This is a genomic window from Cyclobacterium lianum, assembly GCF_900143075.1.
Taxonomy (GTDB): domain Bacteria; phylum Bacteroidota; class Bacteroidia; order Cytophagales; family Cyclobacteriaceae; genus Cyclobacterium; species Cyclobacterium lianum.
In genome coordinates this window covers 59716-78433 of the sequence record NZ_FRCY01000018.1, presented here as the reverse complement: position 1 = coordinate 78433, position 18718 = coordinate 59716, and the positions used below count along the sequence as shown (strand labels likewise).

The window sequence follows — 18718 nt, the reverse complement described above, 5'->3', positions numbered from 1 at the left end:
GCTTTTTTATAGTGTCGAACCATGCTAATTTAGAATATTATTTCATAAAACTATTTATTTATTAATAAAATTATAAAACCAAAATTAACCCAAAATGAAAACAAGATTACTGCTATGGCTTTGGATTCTTTTTATTGGAGGAACCGGCCTGACAATGGGACAATCGGTCCAGGTGAGTGGTACTGTTTTGGATGAATCCGAACAGCCGCTTCCTGGAGCGAGTATATTGGTCAAGGGTACCAGTACAGGTACAGTGACCGATATTGATGGCAACTACCAGATCAGCGTGCCTTCTGCAGAGGCTACGCTGGTATTTTCCTTCCTGGGGTACATCACCCGGGAGGAAGCCGTAAACAACAGACAGGTAATTGACGTGACCCTCGAGCCGGACATGTCTGAATTGGGTGAAGTAGTCGTGGTGGGCTATGGTACCCAGAAGAAAAGTGATCTCACAGGTGCCGTAGCCACCATCGGCGGGCGAGATCTGGCAGAAAGGCGTACTCCGAATGTGTCTCAGGCACTTCAGGGACAGGTATCCGGAGTGATGGTCACACGAAACAACAATGCACCAGGTTCATCTGCCAATATCCGCATACGGGGTGTGACCACCATTGGGGACAGCAATCCGCTGATCATTATGGACGGTGTGCCGGTGAACAGCATCGACCATATCAACCCAAATGACATTGAAAATATATCCGTTCTGAAAGATGCGGCTTCCGCCTCAATTTATGGTTCCCGCGCAGCGGCAGGAGTTATTTTGGTAACTACCAAAAGAGCTAAAAAAGGAGAGTTGAGCCTGAACTATAATTTTGAATACGGTACGGAGGTACCCACCAGAATTCCGGAATATGTGGACGTGATCCGGTATATGGAAATCGTCAATGAATTGCGCTGGAATGACAATGGAAATGATGGCAATGAATATCCTTTGTATCCTCAGGAAATGGTAGAAAATTACATGGAATTGAACGCTTCCAATCCTGATCTATACCCCAATACCGACTGGGTAGGCCTGATTCTGAAAAGCAATGCACCGAGACAGCGTCATGCGCTGGATATCTCGGGTGGGAGTGAAGCCATCCGGACCAAAGCCTCTATTGTTTATGATAAATTCGATGCTTTGTACGAAGGCAGGACGTTTGAGCGGGTTACTGCCCGGGTAAATACTGATGGCAACATTACGAAGAGATTAGGCTTTACCGCCGATATTTTTCTGAGGAGGGAAATCCTGGATCAGCCCAGTATCGATCCCATCTATTACATGAATATCTCCGCTCCTGTATACGCTGCTGAGTGGCAGGATGGCAGAGTAGCTGAGGGCAAAACCGGTGCGAATATTTATGGGCAGTTAAAGTATGGCGGATTCAGAAAGAACTGGGAAAACCAGGTTGGTGGTCGGTTGGGTCTTAATTATGAAGTGGTGGACGGTCTGAAGATTTCTGCCATCGCCTCTCCCAATTTTGGCTTCAACAAGGGAAAGAATTTTCAGAAAAGGGTGACCTATACGGCCTGGGATGATCCCTCTGCAACTCTGGGAACACTACAGTGGGCCAATTCTACGAACCTGAGCGAGTCACGTAACGACAATTATAACCTCACCACCCAGCTATTGCTCAATTACGATAAGGTAATTGGCAAACACAATCTCAGTCTAATGGCAGGGAACGAAAGTTTTCAGGCCTTTTATGAAAATCTCGGAGCCTCCAGAGATCAGTTTTTACTGGACAACTACCCCTACCTGAACCTCGGGCCCCTGGAATTCAGAGGCAACAGTGGTAGTGCATTTGAGAACGCCTATAATTCCTGGTTTGGCAGGGTTTCTTATAATTATGAGGAAAAATACTTTGTGCAGGCTAATATACGGTATGATGCTTCTTCCCGCTTTGCCCGGGACTACCGCTGGGGATCATTTCCTTCCTTCTCTGCAGGCTGGGTGTTGTCAAAGGAAAATTTCTTACAGGGTCTGAGCGGAATTTCTTTTCTCAAACTCAGGGGATCCTATGGTACTCTGGGGAATGAACGAATAGGAAATTATCCCTATCAATCTACCATTGGCTTCAGCAATGTACTTTTCCATCAGGGTTCCAATGTGGTGTCCTCCCAATCGGCTGCCCAATGGCAATATGCCATCCCGGATATCTCCTGGGAGAAAACCTCCTCCTACAATATCGGAATTGATGCCAATTTCCTCAACTACAGGCTGAATTTTTCCGGCGAATATTACAAAAAAACTACCCGGGACATGTTGTTGCCTCTGGAGATCCCGGATTATATAGGTTTTGATAATCCGGACCAGAATACGGGTGAGATGTACACCGAAGGCTGGGAAATGGATCTTGGCTGGGCAGATGACATCAACGAGCTGAGTTACTCGATAAGTTTCAATCTTTCTGACTTCAGATCAGTAATGGGTGACCTGGGAGGAATACAGTTTTTGGGAAACCAGGTCCGGATGGAAGGGTCAGAGTTTGACGAATGGTACGGATATGTATCGGACGGACTCTACCAAAGTCAGGAGGAGGTCAATAATTCTGCTGTGATGAATGCAAATGTTCGGCCAGGGGACGTAAGGTACGTGGATATCAGCGGACCAAATGGAGAACCTGACGGACGTATTTCTCCGGAATACGACCGGGTTTTGCTGGGCGGAAGTATGCCCAGATTCCTGTATGGGGGTAACATTCGCCTGGATTACAAAAACTTCGATTTTGGTATCGTGGTGCAGGGGGTCGGCAGGCAAAACGCCAGGCTATCCGGTCTGATGGTACAACCCATTATGGAAAATTGGGGTCATGTGCCCAAAATTCTCGATGGTGAATTCTGGAGTACCTACAATACAGAACAGGAGAATAGGGAGGTCAGCTATCCCAGACTGTCCAGAAACAGTGAGGGCAACAACTTTGCCATGTCAGATTTCTGGTTGATCAATGGTGCCTATTTCAGGCTGAAAAATATCTCTCTGGGATATACTTTGCCAAGGCCTGTGGTAGAGCGATTGGGGATGCAAAACATTCGGGTCTATACCAATGCCTCTGATGTATGGACGGTCAATAATTATCCTCCGGGCTGGGATCCGGAAGTATCTGCGAGTGGTTACCCGATCACCACTTCTTTCCTAATGGGCGTTTCTGTACAATTTTAAATTTGAGTGAGTCATGAAATTGAAATCTATCATATACAGCGGATTATTAATTGGAGCGGTATCCTGTGCTGATCTGGATCTGAACCCGCTATCAGAAGGATCAAGCGAAGCCTGGTACTCCAATGAGACAGAAGTAGAAATGTCGGTCAATGACCTTTTCAGAAGTGTATTCTGGCCCGGATTCAGCGATTCCTGGACGGATGATTTTACCAACAGGGAGGCTTTGACACCCATTACGAATGCCACCATAAATGGCGAATGGGGCACGGTAAACAATATCTGGAGCAACACCTACAAAGTCATTGCCAGGTCCAATACCATACTCCTGAACCTGGATAAAATCCAAAACACCGTTCCGGAACAAACCATAAACAAGTTTGCCGGCAATGCCCATTTTGTCAGAGCAGCCAAGTATGGAGAGCTGGTCTTTCTGTACGGAGATGTAGTGTACTCAACTTCGATTCTCGATCTTGAGGAAGCCTTTACCCTTAGCCGAACCGACAAAAATACCGTAAAGCAAGCTGTTTACGAGGATTTTGACCAGGCTGCGGCACTCTTGCCGGAAAGCTACGGGTCTTCAGAAAATAAAATGGCTACCAAAGGAGCTGCCTACGCATACAAGGCAAGGTTTGCCCTGCAGATGGGCGACCTGGAAATAGCCAGAGATGCCGCTAAAGCTTGTATGGATCTGGGCATTTATGAACTTTACCCTGATTATTCGGAATTGTTCCTGACCGGCACAAGAAATCCTTCTGAAGTCATCTTTGCCATGCCCAGATCCAGATCGCTGAACGTCACCTGGGGCGTACGCGATTACCTGCCCAGAAACAGAGGAGGCTGGGGTGGTGCCCAGGCGCCTTCCTGGGATTTGTTCCACGCTTATTTGTGTACAGACGGTTTGCCTATAGATGAATCACCCCTTTATGATCCCCAAAATCCCTTTGAAAACCGGGATCCCAGGTGCGCGGCCACCATCGTTCCCTTTGGTTCCCGACACCTGGGATTTACCTACCAGCCGCATCCGGATTCCACCATGGTGATGAATTTTAATACAGGCACCATGCAGACAAACAACGATACCCGGTCGGTTGCTCAGTTTGCCTCTTTCAATGGACTGCTCAGAAAAAAGGGAGTAGACGAAGAATGGCTACCAAATTTTCAGGCCGAAAACGATGAGATATTGATGCGCTATGCGGACGTATTGCTTATGTATGCGGAGGCTAAAATCGAATTGGGGGAAATCGAACCAGCTGTTCACGAAGCCATGAATGCCGTGCGGGCAAGAGCCTATGGGGTGGATCCTTCGGAAACAGCTGCCTATCCCGCCATTACGACGACCGATCAGGCGGCCCTGCGGACTTTGCTGAGAACCGAGCGGAGAATGGAGTTTGGATTTGAAGGAATTCGATACAGCGACATCATCCGATGGGAAATTGCAGAGAAAGTATTGAACAGGGATATCTACGGTATGCTGGACGTTGATGAACTAAGGGAAAAAGTAGTAGATCAGGATTTGTGGTTCTTTCCTATGACGCCCGAAATTGATGAAGATGGAGTGGCGGATCTGTCGCCCATGTATGAAGCGGGATTGGTAAAAAGACTCGCCATCAGGAGGTTTGAAGCCCCGAAGCAATACCTCTGGCCCATCCCATCCAAGGAAATACTGATCAATGCCAATCTGGATCAAAATCCGGGGTATTGAGTGATTCAAAATTGCTACATTTGGGAAGACAGGTGCTCTTTGTCTTCCCATAATTTTGTTCAAACCCAAAAAGAAAAACATGTATCGTTTGAAAAATTGGTCGTTTTATCTTCTTCTGACTCTCCTGGCTTGTAACAAGAATTCACCTGAAGTCGTAGAGAGACCTGCCTATCCCCATATCAGCGGAATCTATCCCCACCTGGCCTACTACAACGAAGAGGGTGAATGTGGTACCGGTGCTGTGGTGCCATGGGCAGGCAAGCTTTGGGTGGTGACCTATGGTCCTCATTTCCCCTTTGGCTCCTCCGATAAACTCTATGAGATCAATCCTGATCTGAGTTTTACCACCCGGGAGGAGAGTATCGGAGGCACGCCAGCTAACCGTATGATTCACAGGGAAAGTGAACAGCTGTTTATCGGGCCATATGCCATAGACAATACCGGCGAGGTCCGCACCATTTCATATGAAACCATGCCCGGCAGGCATACGGGAAACGCCCGGCACCTGACCGATCCGGCCAATAAGATCTACTACGGGACCATGGAAGAGGGATTTTACGAGGTAAATGTGCATAACCTGGAAACCAATACCCTGTATGTAGATGGAAATGTCACCAGAAAGGAGGGCGAAATGGCTCAGGAAGCCGAATTGCTTCTGGGGGCACATGGAAAAGGATTGTACTCCGGACAAGGGGTTATGGTTTATTCCAACAACGGTGAAACCGGTCAGGAAGCCCTTAAGGATTTTTCTATTGAAGCAGGCGCGCTGTATGAATGGGACGGGACAGACTGGCATTTGGTGCGGAGAAACCAGTTTGTGGAAGTAACAGGCCCCGGAGGTATTCATGGCAATCCAAATCCCGAAACCGATCCCATCTGGGCTACCGGCTGGGACCACAAATCAGTGATCCTCGGAGTACGTGACGCAGAGGAAGGCTGGGACTTTTACCGCTTACCCAAAGCAAGCCACAGCTATGACGGAGCCCATGGCTGGAACACCGAATGGCCCCGGATCCGGGACGTGGGGACTGAGGAAGAGCCGGATTACCTGATGACCATGCACGGCATGTTCTGGAAATTTCCCGGATCCTTTCAGAAGGGTCAGACTGGCGGGATCCGGCCCCGGTCTGCTTACCTGAAAGTCATCGGTGATTTTACCCGCTGGCAGAATGGATTGGTTTTTGGCTGTGATGATTCTGCCCAACGGGAATTTCTCAATAAGCGAAGCGCCAAAGGAAATATCGAAGGCCCCGGACAATCGAACTCTAATTTGTGGTTTACCGATATGGATATGCCGGACAAACTGGGTCCTGCCACCGCCAATGGTGCCCTTTGGCTGGAGGAAGAAGTTGCAGCCAATGAACCCTCAGAACCCATGTTGTTTTCCGGTTGGAAGGAGAAAAACGTATGGCTGCAAAACCAGGGAGACCGTGCGGTTAATTTTAGTCTGGAAATCGACAGAAATGGTACCGGAGACTGGGAAGAGCTGCAGGTAGTTTCCCTGGATGGGGCTGAAAGTAGCTGGCTTTCCTTCGATCAGGACACTAAAGGGGAATGGATCAGGGTAACAACTGATGGGGCAACAAGGGCCTCTGTCCATTTTTCTTTTTCCAATCCGGAACAGCGAACTGCTTATCAAAAGGATATATTTGAGGGTATTATCCCCATTCAGAAAGATGGATATACCGGCGGTTTGTTATATGGATTGGGCGACAACCGAAGGAAACTGGGCATTGCCGCCAAACGTTACCAGGGAGAAAGTGTTGAAAATGCCGGTTATTATGAAATGGATGAAAAGCTGCAGCTGGTTAAAGTTGAGGACTCTGAAACTGAGTCTTTTATCAACGAAGGATTTGCCATTCCGGAAAAGGTGTTTGAGGTAGATGAAGCCTCCGTATTGATACAGGATGACCAGGGCAGAAGGTGGAGGCTTCCCAAAGGTGATCCTGCTTTTACGGCCCCCTCTATGGCTGGAAAACTCAGGATTGCCAGGGAAGTGGCTACGGAAAGAGACCTTTTCAACTGCCACGGCACTTTCTACGAATTACCGGCTGAAAATGCCGACGGATTTGCCAAGATAAGGCCTGTAGCTTCCCATAAGCTGCGCATCAATGATTACGCTTCCTACAGAGGGATGTTGCTCCTGAGCGGAGTGGACCCACAGGCTGCGGATGGAAATGAACACATCATCGTGTCTGAAGATGGAGAACTTGCGGTCTGGGCCGGGGTGATCGATGACCTGTGGAAACTGGGTAAGCCAGTGGGCAAGGGTGGACCCTGGGCAAATACTGTTGTGGAAGCCGGCGTACCTTCTGATCCGTATTTGTTCGCTTTTTATGACCAGAGGAAATTGGAACTTCAGCATGATTCGAGCAAGGAAGTCACGTTTACCATCCAGTTTGAGCCCGTAGGCCATGGTCCCTGGATGGATTGGAAAGAGATTACCGTCGCCCCTGGTCAAACCCATCTGGAGTCCTTTCCGGACGAAATCGAGGCCAGGTGGGTTCGCCTGGTAGCAAACGATAGGTGTAGCGCTACAGCTACATTTACCTATGAATAAATACTTTGGGGTGTTAACGAATGTGTATGTTTGAACCTGGTTTAAAAATATTGACCTATAGTCTAATCCTGTTGACCGGCCTGCATGTGGGCTTAAAGGGTCCCGGCCAGGAACAGGAGGCAAACAGGCGTTTGATAGAAACGGTCGAGACCGATTCGATCCGCTATGAGCTATTTGTGTTGGAAGATGCTGAAGGCAGGGACATGCAATACATGGCGGAAATTTTTACCCCGGTATGTCATACCAATAAATGCTATCCGGTATACATCAATTTCTACTGGGACCTGCTGGGCAATTACCGGCATTTTGAAATGCCCGAGGGAGAAATCCTGACCAAACTGGACCACATTCCTTTTGAGGATTCGGATTATGAAAAATTGCAGGCCATACTGAGCAACGAACGGTCTATACTGGGAAATTACTCGATTTCAGACCTGGTGGTAAGCACCAGCACTGCTGAATCCAACGGAGTAGATGCGGTGACAGGTGCCACCTCCAAGACCATCCAAAGCGAGGTAATATCCGGTGCGGTGTACTCTTGCTATACCCTCTGGCATCTGGCCCATGGTACCCTCTCAGCAGCAACCAAAGCACATACCGTAGCCAATCATTCCGATGACACGCTGATCAGGTTTTTGGAGAGTGGTCACCATCCCTACCAATACTGGGCTTTTGAGCAGATCAGGGATAGGGATGCCGAAGATGATCCCCGATTTGCCGGGCCATTGTTGGAAATCATCAGAGGAAAAAACATTTTCCTGGCGGCTCACCTCCTGGAAGAGTTACCTGATGAGATGTTTCAATCAGGGGACCGGCAGGTCTGGCTTTGGGAAACTTTTGAGCGATCGCCGTTCCGGCTACAGATGCGGATCTTGCAGAAAATGAGCCAGCTTGATCTGCACCCGGACAGCCAATCCCGGCTTTTAATCCAGTTGGAGGCAAGTAATCCCGCTCAGAGCAGGAAAATCCTGGAGGTATTGGGAACTCAGGTTAACCTGGGTAAGGAGCAGCAGTATATGGTATTGGACTACCTGGAAAAAGGCCTTTGGAAACAGGAACTGCTTGCCCTGCTTGAAATCCAGAACAAGCCCGATAAAGAAATAATCAGTGCTTTGAAAAAAATTAACAATTGATTCCATAAAAATAACTGAAAACATGAAACGAATTTTCTTATCCTTATGCCTTTTGGCAGGAATGGTGCTGGTAGGCTTCGCCCAGAAACGGGTGTTGGTCGAGGCAGAATCTTTTGACCACACCGGGGGCTGGGTGATTGACCAACAATCCTTCGATGTACTCTATTCTTCTTACCTGATGGCTCACGGCATGGGCAATCGGGTAGAGGATGCAAGGACTACCGTTGAATTTTCCGATGGAGGCAGGTACCACTTGTGGGTAAGGACAAAAGATTGGGCGCCATTTCCTACGGGCCCGGGGGCGTTTAAAATTCATGTCAACGGCAATCCACTGGAGGTGGTATTTGGTCAGAGTGGAGACGCCGAATGGGACTGGTATTATGCCGGAGAAGTAGATATGAAGGCAGGCGAAAATGAATTGCTGGCTGAAGACCTTTCGGGGTTTAACGGCCGTTTTGATGCTTTGTATTTTTCTACCGATAAGGATGATGCTCCGGTAAACGACAATGAAGCCCTGTTGAAGGTCAGGAAGGAACTGCTGGGTTTGACAGATGGCCCCGAAGAGGTTGGTAATTTTGATCTCGTCGTGGTGGGCGGAGGAATGGCCGGTACCTGTGCGGCCATATCCGGAGCCCGTATGGGATTGAAAGTAGCTTTGATCCAAAACCGGCCGGTATTGGGTGGAAACAACAGTTCTGAGATACGGGTACATCTTATGGGCCGTGTAGACCAGAACCATTATCCCAAACTGGGCCGGATTGTGCGGGAATTGGACAATGGAGATCCCGGAAATGGAAATCCGGATGCAGCCCGCTACGGAGATGAGCGAAAACTACAAATTGTACGCGCCGAACCCAACATTTCCCTGCATCTGAACACACACGTGTATGATGTGGAAATGGACGGCAATTCCATCAAAGCAGTCATTGGCCGAGATATCGCTACCAATCAGGAGTACCGTTTTGAAGGGCAGTATTTTTCAGATTGTACCGGTGATGGCACCCTGGGCTACCTGGCCGGAGCGGAATACCGGATGGGAAGGGAAAGCCGCTCAGAAACGGGCGAATCACTGGCTCCCGAAAATCCGGATGATTTTACGCTCGGGACTTCCAATCTATGGGCCTCCCTGGAGCGGGACCAGCCATCCGGTTTTCCTGAAACGCCCTGGGCCATCCAGTTTTCAGACGAATACCACATTGATGATTACAAAGCAGATTGGCAATGGGAAACCGGCTTTGGTAATTTCAATACCATTTATGAAGCGGAACAGATCCGCGACCATAACCTGAGGGCCATATTTGGCAACTGGTCCTACCTGAAAAACGAAAAGGCTGAAAAATACAGCCACCATGAGTTGGCATGGGTGGCTTATATTGGCGGAAAACGGGAATCCAGGAGGCTAATGGGAGACCATGTGCTCACCCAAATGGACATCCAGGATGGGGTCATGTATCCGGATGGCGCGGTGACCGCCACCTGGACCATAGACCTGCACTTTCCAGATGCCAAAAATTCCCGGTATTTTGAAGGAGAGGAGTTTTTTGCGGGCACAAAACACATCAAAGTGCAGCCTTACACCATCCCTTACCGTTGCCTGTATTCCAGAAATATCGATAACCTGTATATGGCGGGAAGGAATATCAGCACCACACATGTAGCTTTTGGCAGTACGCGGGTGATGCGAACCTGTGGCATGATGGGAGAAGCGGTTGGTTATGCGGCATTTGTCGCCAAAAAGAACAATGCCAGCCCAAGGGAGGTATACAACCTGCATCTCAATGAATTTATGGGAATTATTGAATCTCCTGTAAATATTTACAACCTTCCCACCCTCCCACAAAATTGATTGCATGCAGCTCCTGGATTTCCTGACCATCATTATTTTTTCACTGATTATCCTGGTTGCAGGCTTATCTTTTGGCAAGCAGGGGGGAGACATGAAATCCTTCTTTTCCGCTGGTGGGGCAGTGCCCTGGTCCATCAGCGGACTTTCTTTATTCATGAGCTTTTTTTCTGCCGGTACCTTTGTGGTCTGGGGCTCTATCGCCTATGAATGGGGACTGGTGGCCATCACCATTCAGATGGCCATGTGCATCAGTGGCTTTCTGATAGGCGCCTATCTGGCAGGAAGGTGGAAACAGACTGGAGCGCTTACCGTTGCTTCCTACCTTACCCAGAGATTTGGAAAAACGACCCAGCAGTATTATACCTTTATCTTTCTACTACTTTCGCTTGGATACACGGGTGCTTTTTTATACCCGGTGGCGAAAATATTGAATGTGGTCACAGGTTTCGATATCTACTATTCGATTTTACTTCTGGGAGCGATGATCATGATCTACACGGCAGTAGGCGGATTATGGGCAGTAGTGATAACCGATGTCCTGCAATTTGTGATCCTTACCGCAGCCGTGCTGATTGTATTACCGCTTTCCCTGGATAAGGTAGGCGGACTGCACCAGTTTATCCAGGATGCGCCCGACACCTTTTTTCATGTCTTCAACGGAGAATATACACCATGGTTTATTCTGGCCTTTATTGGCTACAATACCATTTTTATCGGCGGCAATTGGGCTTATGTGCAAAGGTATACCTCCGTCAAAGATACCTTATCAGCTAAGAAAGTAGGCTTCCTGTTTGGGATCCTCTACCTGATCAGTCCACTGATCTGGATGCTGCCCCCCATGATATACCGGGTGGTCAATCCGGAATTGGTTGGTCTGGAAACAGAAGGGGCTTACCTCCGGATGTGCATGGACGTGTTGCCTGTGGGCATGCTGGGACTTATGCTGGGCGGAATGATCTTTGCCACAGCCAGCTCGGTCAATACTTCCCTGAATCTGGCGGCGGCGGTGCTGACCAACGATATCTACCAGGCCATTTTCCCGGATTCCGGCCAGGTAGTGCTCATGCGGGTTGCCAGGACCGCAACTCTTCTTTTTGGCCTGGGTACCATAGGGGTTGCTTTTATGGTGCCTCTGGCCGGCGGTATTGTGGAAGTGGTTTTGAGTATCGGAGCGGTGACTGGCGGAGCTTTGTACGGACCGGCGATCTGGGGGCTTTTTTCGAGACGCCAGACCGGGCGCTCGATTCTTGTGGTGACCGGAATAAGCCTGCTCGTCAATCTGTATTTTAAATTTCTGTCTCCCTTATTGTTTTCGATCAGCCTTGACAGGGCCACAGAAATGTTACTGGGTGTATTTCTCCCACTGGCCCTGCTGGGAGCCTATGAAATCTACGCGCTTAAACGCAACAGGGAAAGCAATCAGTACCAATCCTACGTCAACAGAAAGAAACCAACGGCAAAGGAACTGGCGGCAACGCTTACATCAGGAGAAAAACAAAATAATTTTGGAATCAAAGTGCTGGGTTGGGCCTTTGTCGCTATTGGTGCCTTACTCTTTGTTCTGGGGATTGGCGCCTCAGCAGGGGACCGTTACATGTTTGCCATGGGAGCATGCATCCTGATGATGGGCGGAACGATGATATACTTGTCCCGCAGGAGATCAGCCGGATATACTATCAACAAAACTGAACAAAATATTCATGATTAAAGAGGGATTTCAGCAAGCAAAAAGAAGTTTGAAATGTGAGGATTGCGAGGCCGATCTGGTGATCGTCGGAGGCGGAATGGCAGGTACTTGTTGTGCCATTACGGCGGCAAGACAGGGTTTGGAGGTAGTTTTGGTGCAGGACAGGCCGGTTTTGGGTGGCAACGGATCTTCAGAAATCAGGTTGTGGATTCTTGGTGCGACTTCTCACATGGGCAACAACAACCGCTGGTCACGGGAGGGAGGAGTGATAGACGAAATCCTGATCGAAAACCTGTACCGCAATCCAGAAGGAAACCCACTGATTCTGGACACCATCCTGATCGAAAAAGTCAGTCAGGAACCCAATATCAGACTGCTGCTCAATACCAGTATGTACGACCTGGAAAAAGGTGAGGAAGATGAGATCAGCAAAGTGCATGCCTTCTGCAGTCAGAATGCTACCCGCTACCGTATAAAGGCCCCGCTTTTTGCAGACGCCTCCGGCGATGGTATCATGGCTTTTTTGGCAGGTGCGGCTTTTCGGATTGGTGCAGAAACAGCAGATGAATTTGACGAAAAATTTGCCCCTGACAAAAAAACCTACGGAGAACTCCTCGGGCACTCGCTTTATTTTTACAGCAAGGATACCGGTAAGCCGGTGCGTTTTGTGGCGCCTACGTATGCCAATAAAGAGTTAGCCAGTTTGCCCAGGTTCAAATCCTTTAACCTGAAAGATCATGGTTGCAGGCTTTGGTGGGTGGAATACGGAGGAAGGAAAGATACCATTCACGAATCCGAAACCATCAAATGGGAACTCTGGCGGGTTATCTATGGGATCTGGGATCACCTGAAAAACTCCGGCGATTTTCCCGAGATGGCTACCCATACACTGGAATGGGTGGGTACGATCCCCGGAAAAAGAGAGAGCAGACGTTTTGAGGGAGAATTTATGCTGTCCCAAAAGGACCTGGTACAGCAAAGAACTTTTCCCGATGCCGTATCCGTTGGTGGCTGGGCTCTGGACCTGCATCCCGCAGATGGGGTATATGGAGATTTGCCCGGTTGTACCCAGTGGCACACCAAGGGCGTCTACCAGATTCCCCTGCGATGCATGTACAGCAAAAATATCAAAAACCTTTTCCTCGCTGGAAGGATTATCAGCGCAACCCACGTGGCGTTTGGGTCAACCAGAGTGATGGCCACCTGTGCGCACAATGCGCAGGCAGTAGCGATGGCAGCCATGCTTTGCAAGGAGCACAGTCTGCTTCCCGCAGCGCTCAATCATCCGGCTTATCTGCCTGAATTACAAAAGCGGTTGCTCAGATCGGGGCAATATATTCCCGGGTTTCGCCTGGAAGACGAGCAGGACCTCGCTGGCCAAGCAAGCATTTCCGTATCCTCGACAATGGCATTACACGGGTTGCCTGCAAACGGCCCGTGGAAAAATCTCAGCTTTGCCACAGCACAGCTCCTGCCGCTGAAAATCGGCCAGGTACCAGCGATTACATTCCAATTGAAGACAGAAGAACCAGCACATATAAAGGTAGTTTTACTAAAAAGCGGGAAAAAAGGGAATTTTACTCCGGAGCTGATATTGGCGGAAAAGGAGTTTGATTTGGCTTTAGGTGAACAATCATTATTAGTTGATTTTAAATATATTATAGAAGAAACAGAATATTATTTTGTAGCCTTCTATGCCAATGAAAAGGTCCAAATCAGGTCTTCGAAAAGCCGGATGACAGGCCTTTTGACCGTGTTTCAAAAATTCAACAAAGCTGTAGCGACGAGTAGCCGGCAAGAGGCGCCGGAGGGTATTGGCATGGATTCATTCGATTTTTGGCTTCCAGAGAGAAGACCTGAAGGCCAAAACCTGGCTTTTGAGCTTGATCAGCCCCTGAATTTGTATGAGAAGGCTTTCCTGCTCAATGGGATATTCCGGCCGTACATCACTACAAATGCCTGGGCGGCGGATCAACATGATACTGAACCGTTCATCGAATTAAAATGGGATAAAACCCAAAAAATCAGAAAGATATATTTGTTTTTTGATACAGATTCTGATCATGCACTGGAGTCCACCCTCATGGGGCATCCTGAATCCGAAATACCTTTTTGTGTCAAATATTTTAAAATTTGCGACGACAGCGGAAATTGCCTTGAGGAGGTTACCGATAATCACCAGACACGCTATCAGCTAAATTTATCGAAACCTGTTGCCACTAAATCTTTAAAAATTATTTTACAACATCCCTCCACTTCAGTTCCGGCGGCTTTGTTTGGCGTACTTTGTTATTAATCCGATTGACCATGAAAAAAAAATTCCGCTCTATACATCTCTTGCTTTTCTTTACATTCACAGCCTGGTTACCTGTTGCCGGGCAGAACAATTTGAGTCTTTCCGGTTCGGCTACCGGCAGTTCTGAAGAAGTGCCAGGTTCGGCAAGCCTTGCCATTGACAATGACGCGGAAAGCTACTGGAGTAGCAGCCCCGGGGATAAGCGAGCCTGGTTGCTCGTCCGACTTCCGGGAGCCACTGAGGTGGTCGGCGCTTCAATAAACTTTTCCCCCGACTCGGAGCCCAATAGACAATTTGTATTGCAATATTTATTGAATGGAGAATGGCGTACTTTTTATAGGGAAGAAGAAAATGCCTCGCGGCAGGTAGAAATTTCCTTGGACAAACCGTTGATCGTAGATCGCGTCCGCCTGGCTGCGGCTGACCAGCAAGCCATGCAGATAGGGGAATTCATTTTGATTGGTCAGCAATATAAAGATACCAGTTCTGCAGAGACGCCCCCAATACTGGTCAACCAAAGTGGGTACAACCTTTACCGGCCCAAAAGATTTACTGCCCCCGGAATAAAAGAGGGGACCAGATTTGAAATCGTGAATACCAGCACAGGGAGCATTGAATTTTCCGATACTGTTAAGATGGAAAAGGGGGACTTTTCATCCTTCAACCCGCTGGGTACGGATTCTTTTCAAATCCGGATCGGAGAGAAGACTTCCTTTGCTTTCCGGATAGGACCTAATTGGCTTGAGCGGATTACCTACCGGAATATGGTGGACTTTATGCTGGAAGCGAGGCACTATGTAGGTAATGTCAGCGAAATCAGGCCTATCAGTTTTGCCTGGAGGGATGGAGATTTTTTCAATTGGTCCATGCAAAGCCTGGTCGCCATGTACCTGAGTAATCCTCATGCCTATGAGCGGATGGAAGTAAAGGGAAAGTATGTTCCCAATGAGTCTTTCGCTGAATCCTATCGGGGCTTGTGGGGGGAATTGGCGCCCTTTAAAGAAAATACGCCGGACATCATTCAATTGATGCATTGGGATGCTGACGTCAAGGTCAGTCAAAAGCTGGATCATGAAATGCAGAAGGCAGAACTGGCGCACTTCCTTTATGCCTGGCCTTACCTGAAAAAATGGCTGCCCCAACAGAATTTTGATAAGGTCTACCAATATGCCGTCTCGGTTTGGGAGAAGGCTGCGGTCTCCGAACACTCCCTTTCGCAGTACGACAAGAGTCCGGAGCATAATTTGTTGGGCCTTAAAACCCAACTGGGAACTACCAAAGGGGAAATGCCTCCGGGCTTCTCGGTCATTCCTAACCTGATGATGTATGAAGTCAGTAAGCGTGAAAACGATCCCCAGGCAGGAAAGTATTTTGATGCTGCCTACCGGCAGATGGACTGGATGATCCAAAATCTGGATTGGGAGGACCCCATGACCACCAAAGGCCAAAGGATGTCAGAACACATGACCATGCGGGCTTTTGCTTTTTTTTACAAAGAATATCCGGAAAGCTCCCCTGCAGGTTTAAAGGCAAAGGTGGCGGACTGGGCAAGGATTGCCTTGTCCCGATCTGAGAATATGTGGGATTTCAGAAAATATGATCAGGAAGAATGGACACCTCCGGGCTGGAATGAAACGGGCAATATTCTGGGATTTCCGGCGGCTGCATTTGCCGCAATGAGCCTCCTTGAAGATAAGGAGCTGGTCGATGGATTGGAAATCCTGGCCTGGTCCCATTTTGAAAATGCCTTTGGGCGAAATCCTACCGGAAGACATTTTTCGTTCAAGGGTCCGGAGGAGATCGAAGGGGTGGATCTGGGTTGGTACAGCAGACATAAAGGGGGAATTGGCTTGCTGGAGGAGGTTACCTTTGTATTCGATGGATCTCCGAAATCTTTTCACTACCCCAATTACCCCGAAGCAGGGGATGTGGGCTGGACCGAAGGTTGGGTCCAGTTCAATACGGCCTTCAATATCAGTATGGCCTATCTGGCCAATTATTATACCCAACTGGAATGCAGCCAGGATGAATCAGGAAATCTTTTGATCCGGTTAGAAGCACCCTTAAATTTCTATCCGGATCAGAAAGAGCAGGCTGAGGTTTGGCTCAGCAATAATGCCGGTAAAAGCATTCCTGTCATATTGAATGAAATATCTCCTTTTTCCCTCTCCCTGGAGCGACGGATAGAAAAACAGGATTCCGAAATTCGTACCGAAGCTCATTTACTTTCATTGGAGGATAATGACCGGCTCAAAATAAATTATGGTTATGGCTTTTTCGAAAAAAGTATAGTGATACCTGTGAAATAAAACCTTTTCGGGGATGGTCAGGAAGTTTTCGGAGAAAAGGCTTTTTTCGTAAATTGTTGACATGGATCATAAGGACACTAAAGATCAAACAAAAGAGCCATTTACCGAATATGGCAGGTATTCCTATGCCGACTACCTGACCTGGCAGATGGATAAAATGGTGGAGTTGATTCAAGGAAAAGTATTCAAACCGGCTGCCGCGCCAGGAAGAAAGCACCAGGAAGTATCCTTGAAAATATCTTCCCAGCTGTATTTTTTGTTAAAAAATAGGACCTGTAAAGTATTTGAGGCCCCATTTGATGTTCGGCTGCCTGTTCATTCAAAAAAAAATGAAGATATCTTCACGGTAGTACAACCCGATATTTGCGTGGTATGTGACCGAAGCAAACTGGATGAGGCCGGATGTATTGGTGCTCCTGATCTGATAGTGGAAATTCTTTCCCCGGGTAACAACCGGAAAGAAATCCATACTAAATTCAGTGTGTATGAGGAATCAGGAGTTAGGGAATACTGGGTTATTCATCCCTCAGAGCAGACATTGCTGGTTTATACCCTCAGGCAAGGGAAATATGTTCCTTCAAGGCTGTTTACCGTGGGAGATATTGTCTCTTCCGAATGCATAGCAGGTTTTCACTTGGATGTAAAGGATCTTTTCGAGGATTTGGATTAGGGATCTGGTATTCCCAATATAAGTTCGATTTTAAAAGTTGGCAATTTGGTTTGTTTGATAGCTTTTGTCCTTGATTCTGGGCCTTTTTGGAAAAAATATTCATCCCTCTCCGGGGTTAATGGAAGGAATACGCTCATATACCCCGGGTTTCGCACGGGGTTATTATAGTTGAAGCCCTTCAGGCTTTGTAGTTAATTAAGAGCTTTTCTTGGAGAAGTGATAGCGGAATTCACTTCATTTGATAGGACTGAAAAAAGTTAATTTCTTTAAATGCCGTTCCGGACTATTGATATTTTTCTCTGTAAAAACAGGCCTTAAGGGCCTGAACAGCAATAACCGTGGGTGCAGCCCACGGAAAGGACTAACAACAACGAACCTTAAACCCCGGAAGAGGTTGAACCTTTTTACGGAGAATAGTTTGAACTTGAGATCCGAATAGAACACATTGAATTCAGCGGAACAATGAGGACTGAAGCACCCTTTCCGGATAAGCTTGAACCTTTTTACGGAAAATAGATCGAAATTGATATCCGAATAAAACACATTGAATTCAGCGAAACGATGAGGACTGAAGCACCCTTTCCGGATAAGCTTAATTTGTGTCCATTAGTTCCCCCAGCTGGTATTGAATGGGTTATTTTTATCAGGTATTTTTTTGTATTTTGGTGAAATGGAGGAGGAAGAACCCAAAAATAAACTCAAAAAGCCATTTACCGAGTATGGAAGGTATTCCTATGCCGATTACCTGAGCTGGCAGATGGATGAAATGGTGGAGTTGATCAAGGGCAAAGTATTCCGGTCTGCCGCAGCTGCGCCCAGAAGAATTCACCAGGAGATTTCAGGAAAGGTGTTTAACAAGTTGTTCAATTTTTTGGAGAAACATCCTTGTAAAGTTTATGAAGCACCATTCGACGTCAGGCTTCCGGTAAAGTCAAAGAAAAATGAAGATATTGATACAGTTGTCCAACCGGATATTTGTGTTATTTGTGATACAAGAAAATTAGATGATTTAGGTTGCATCGGAGCTCCGGACCTGATAGTGGAGATCTTATCTCCCGGAAGCAATAAAAAAGAATTGAAGTACAAATATGAAGTCTATGAGGAAAGTGGTGTATTGGAATATTGGATCATACACCCTGATGAGCAGACAGTCATGGCCTATACCCTGAAGGAAGGTAAATACATTCCTTCCAGACTAATGACATCAGGGGATGTCGTTCGCTCTGTGAGTATTTCGGGATTTCAACTGGATTTGAAATATGTATTTAAGGATCTGGATTAGTTTTTTGCAGATTTTGTTGTCAGGTTTTTTTTAACACAGGCATTGTTGATTATTTAGGATGCTTTCAAATTCTTTGCAATCAAATAGT

General features: G+C 47.5%; 10 protein-coding genes. All 10 read left to right on the top strand.

Going from position 1 to position 18718, the window contains the following annotated elements; genetic code table 11:
* Positions 1–94 precede the first annotated feature (94 nt).
* The 10 genes from BUB19_RS21010 to BUB19_RS20965 all read left to right on the top strand — a co-directional run bounded on the left by BUB19_RS21010 (position 95) and on the right by BUB19_RS20965 (position 18630).
* Positions 95–3145, top strand: coding sequence for a SusC/RagA family TonB-linked outer membrane protein (locus BUB19_RS21010; RefSeq protein WP_073097499.1), 3051 nt, complete (start codon positions 95–97; stop codon positions 3143–3145).
* Positions 3146–3158: 13 nt separating this feature from the next.
* Complete coding sequence (locus BUB19_RS21005; RefSeq protein ID WP_073097497.1) at positions 3159–4847, top strand: RagB/SusD family nutrient uptake outer membrane protein; 1689 nt, start codon at positions 3159–3161, stop codon at positions 4845–4847.
* Between the two features lie 79 nt (positions 4848–4926).
* The gene (locus BUB19_RS21000; RefSeq protein WP_073097572.1) at positions 4927–7407 is read left to right on the top strand and encodes a hypothetical protein; all 2481 of its coding nucleotides are present in this window, start codon (positions 4927–4929) and stop codon (positions 7405–7407) included.
* A 26-nt stretch (positions 7408–7433) separates the two neighbouring features.
* Positions 7434–8540: a hypothetical protein gene (locus BUB19_RS20995; protein ID WP_073097495.1), complete on the top strand. Its 1107-nt coding sequence runs from the start codon at positions 7434–7436 to the stop codon at positions 8538–8540.
* A gap of 22 nt (positions 8541–8562) precedes the next feature.
* Positions 8563–10386 carry an FAD-dependent oxidoreductase gene (locus BUB19_RS20990; protein ID WP_073097493.1) on the top strand — a complete coding sequence of 608 codons (1824 nt, stop codon included), beginning with the start codon at positions 8563–8565 and terminating at the stop codon, positions 10384–10386.
* A 4-nt stretch (positions 10387–10390) separates the two neighbouring features.
* Positions 10391–12094, top strand: a complete 1704-nt coding sequence (locus tag BUB19_RS20985; RefSeq protein WP_073097491.1) for a sodium:solute symporter family protein — start codon at positions 10391–10393, stop codon at positions 12092–12094.
* Complete coding sequence (locus BUB19_RS20980; protein ID WP_073097489.1) at positions 12087–14369, top strand: FAD-dependent oxidoreductase; 2283 nt, start codon at positions 12087–12089, stop codon at positions 14367–14369. Before BUB19_RS20985 ends, BUB19_RS20980 begins: the two co-directional genes overlap by 8 nt.
* A gap of 11 nt (positions 14370–14380) precedes the next feature.
* Positions 14381–16678, top strand: a complete 2298-nt coding sequence (locus BUB19_RS20975) for a discoidin domain-containing protein (protein ID WP_073097488.1) — start codon at positions 14381–14383, stop codon at positions 16676–16678.
* Between the two features lie 61 nt (positions 16679–16739).
* Positions 16740–17348 (top strand): Uma2 family endonuclease, encoded by a 609-nt coding sequence (locus BUB19_RS20970; protein ID WP_073097486.1) that lies wholly within the window; start codon positions 16740–16742, stop codon positions 17346–17348.
* A gap of 670 nt (positions 17349–18018) precedes the next feature.
* Complete coding sequence (locus BUB19_RS20965) at positions 18019–18630, top strand: Uma2 family endonuclease (RefSeq protein ID WP_073097570.1); 612 nt, start codon at positions 18019–18021, stop codon at positions 18628–18630.
* Positions 18631–18718: the final 88 nt, after the last annotated feature.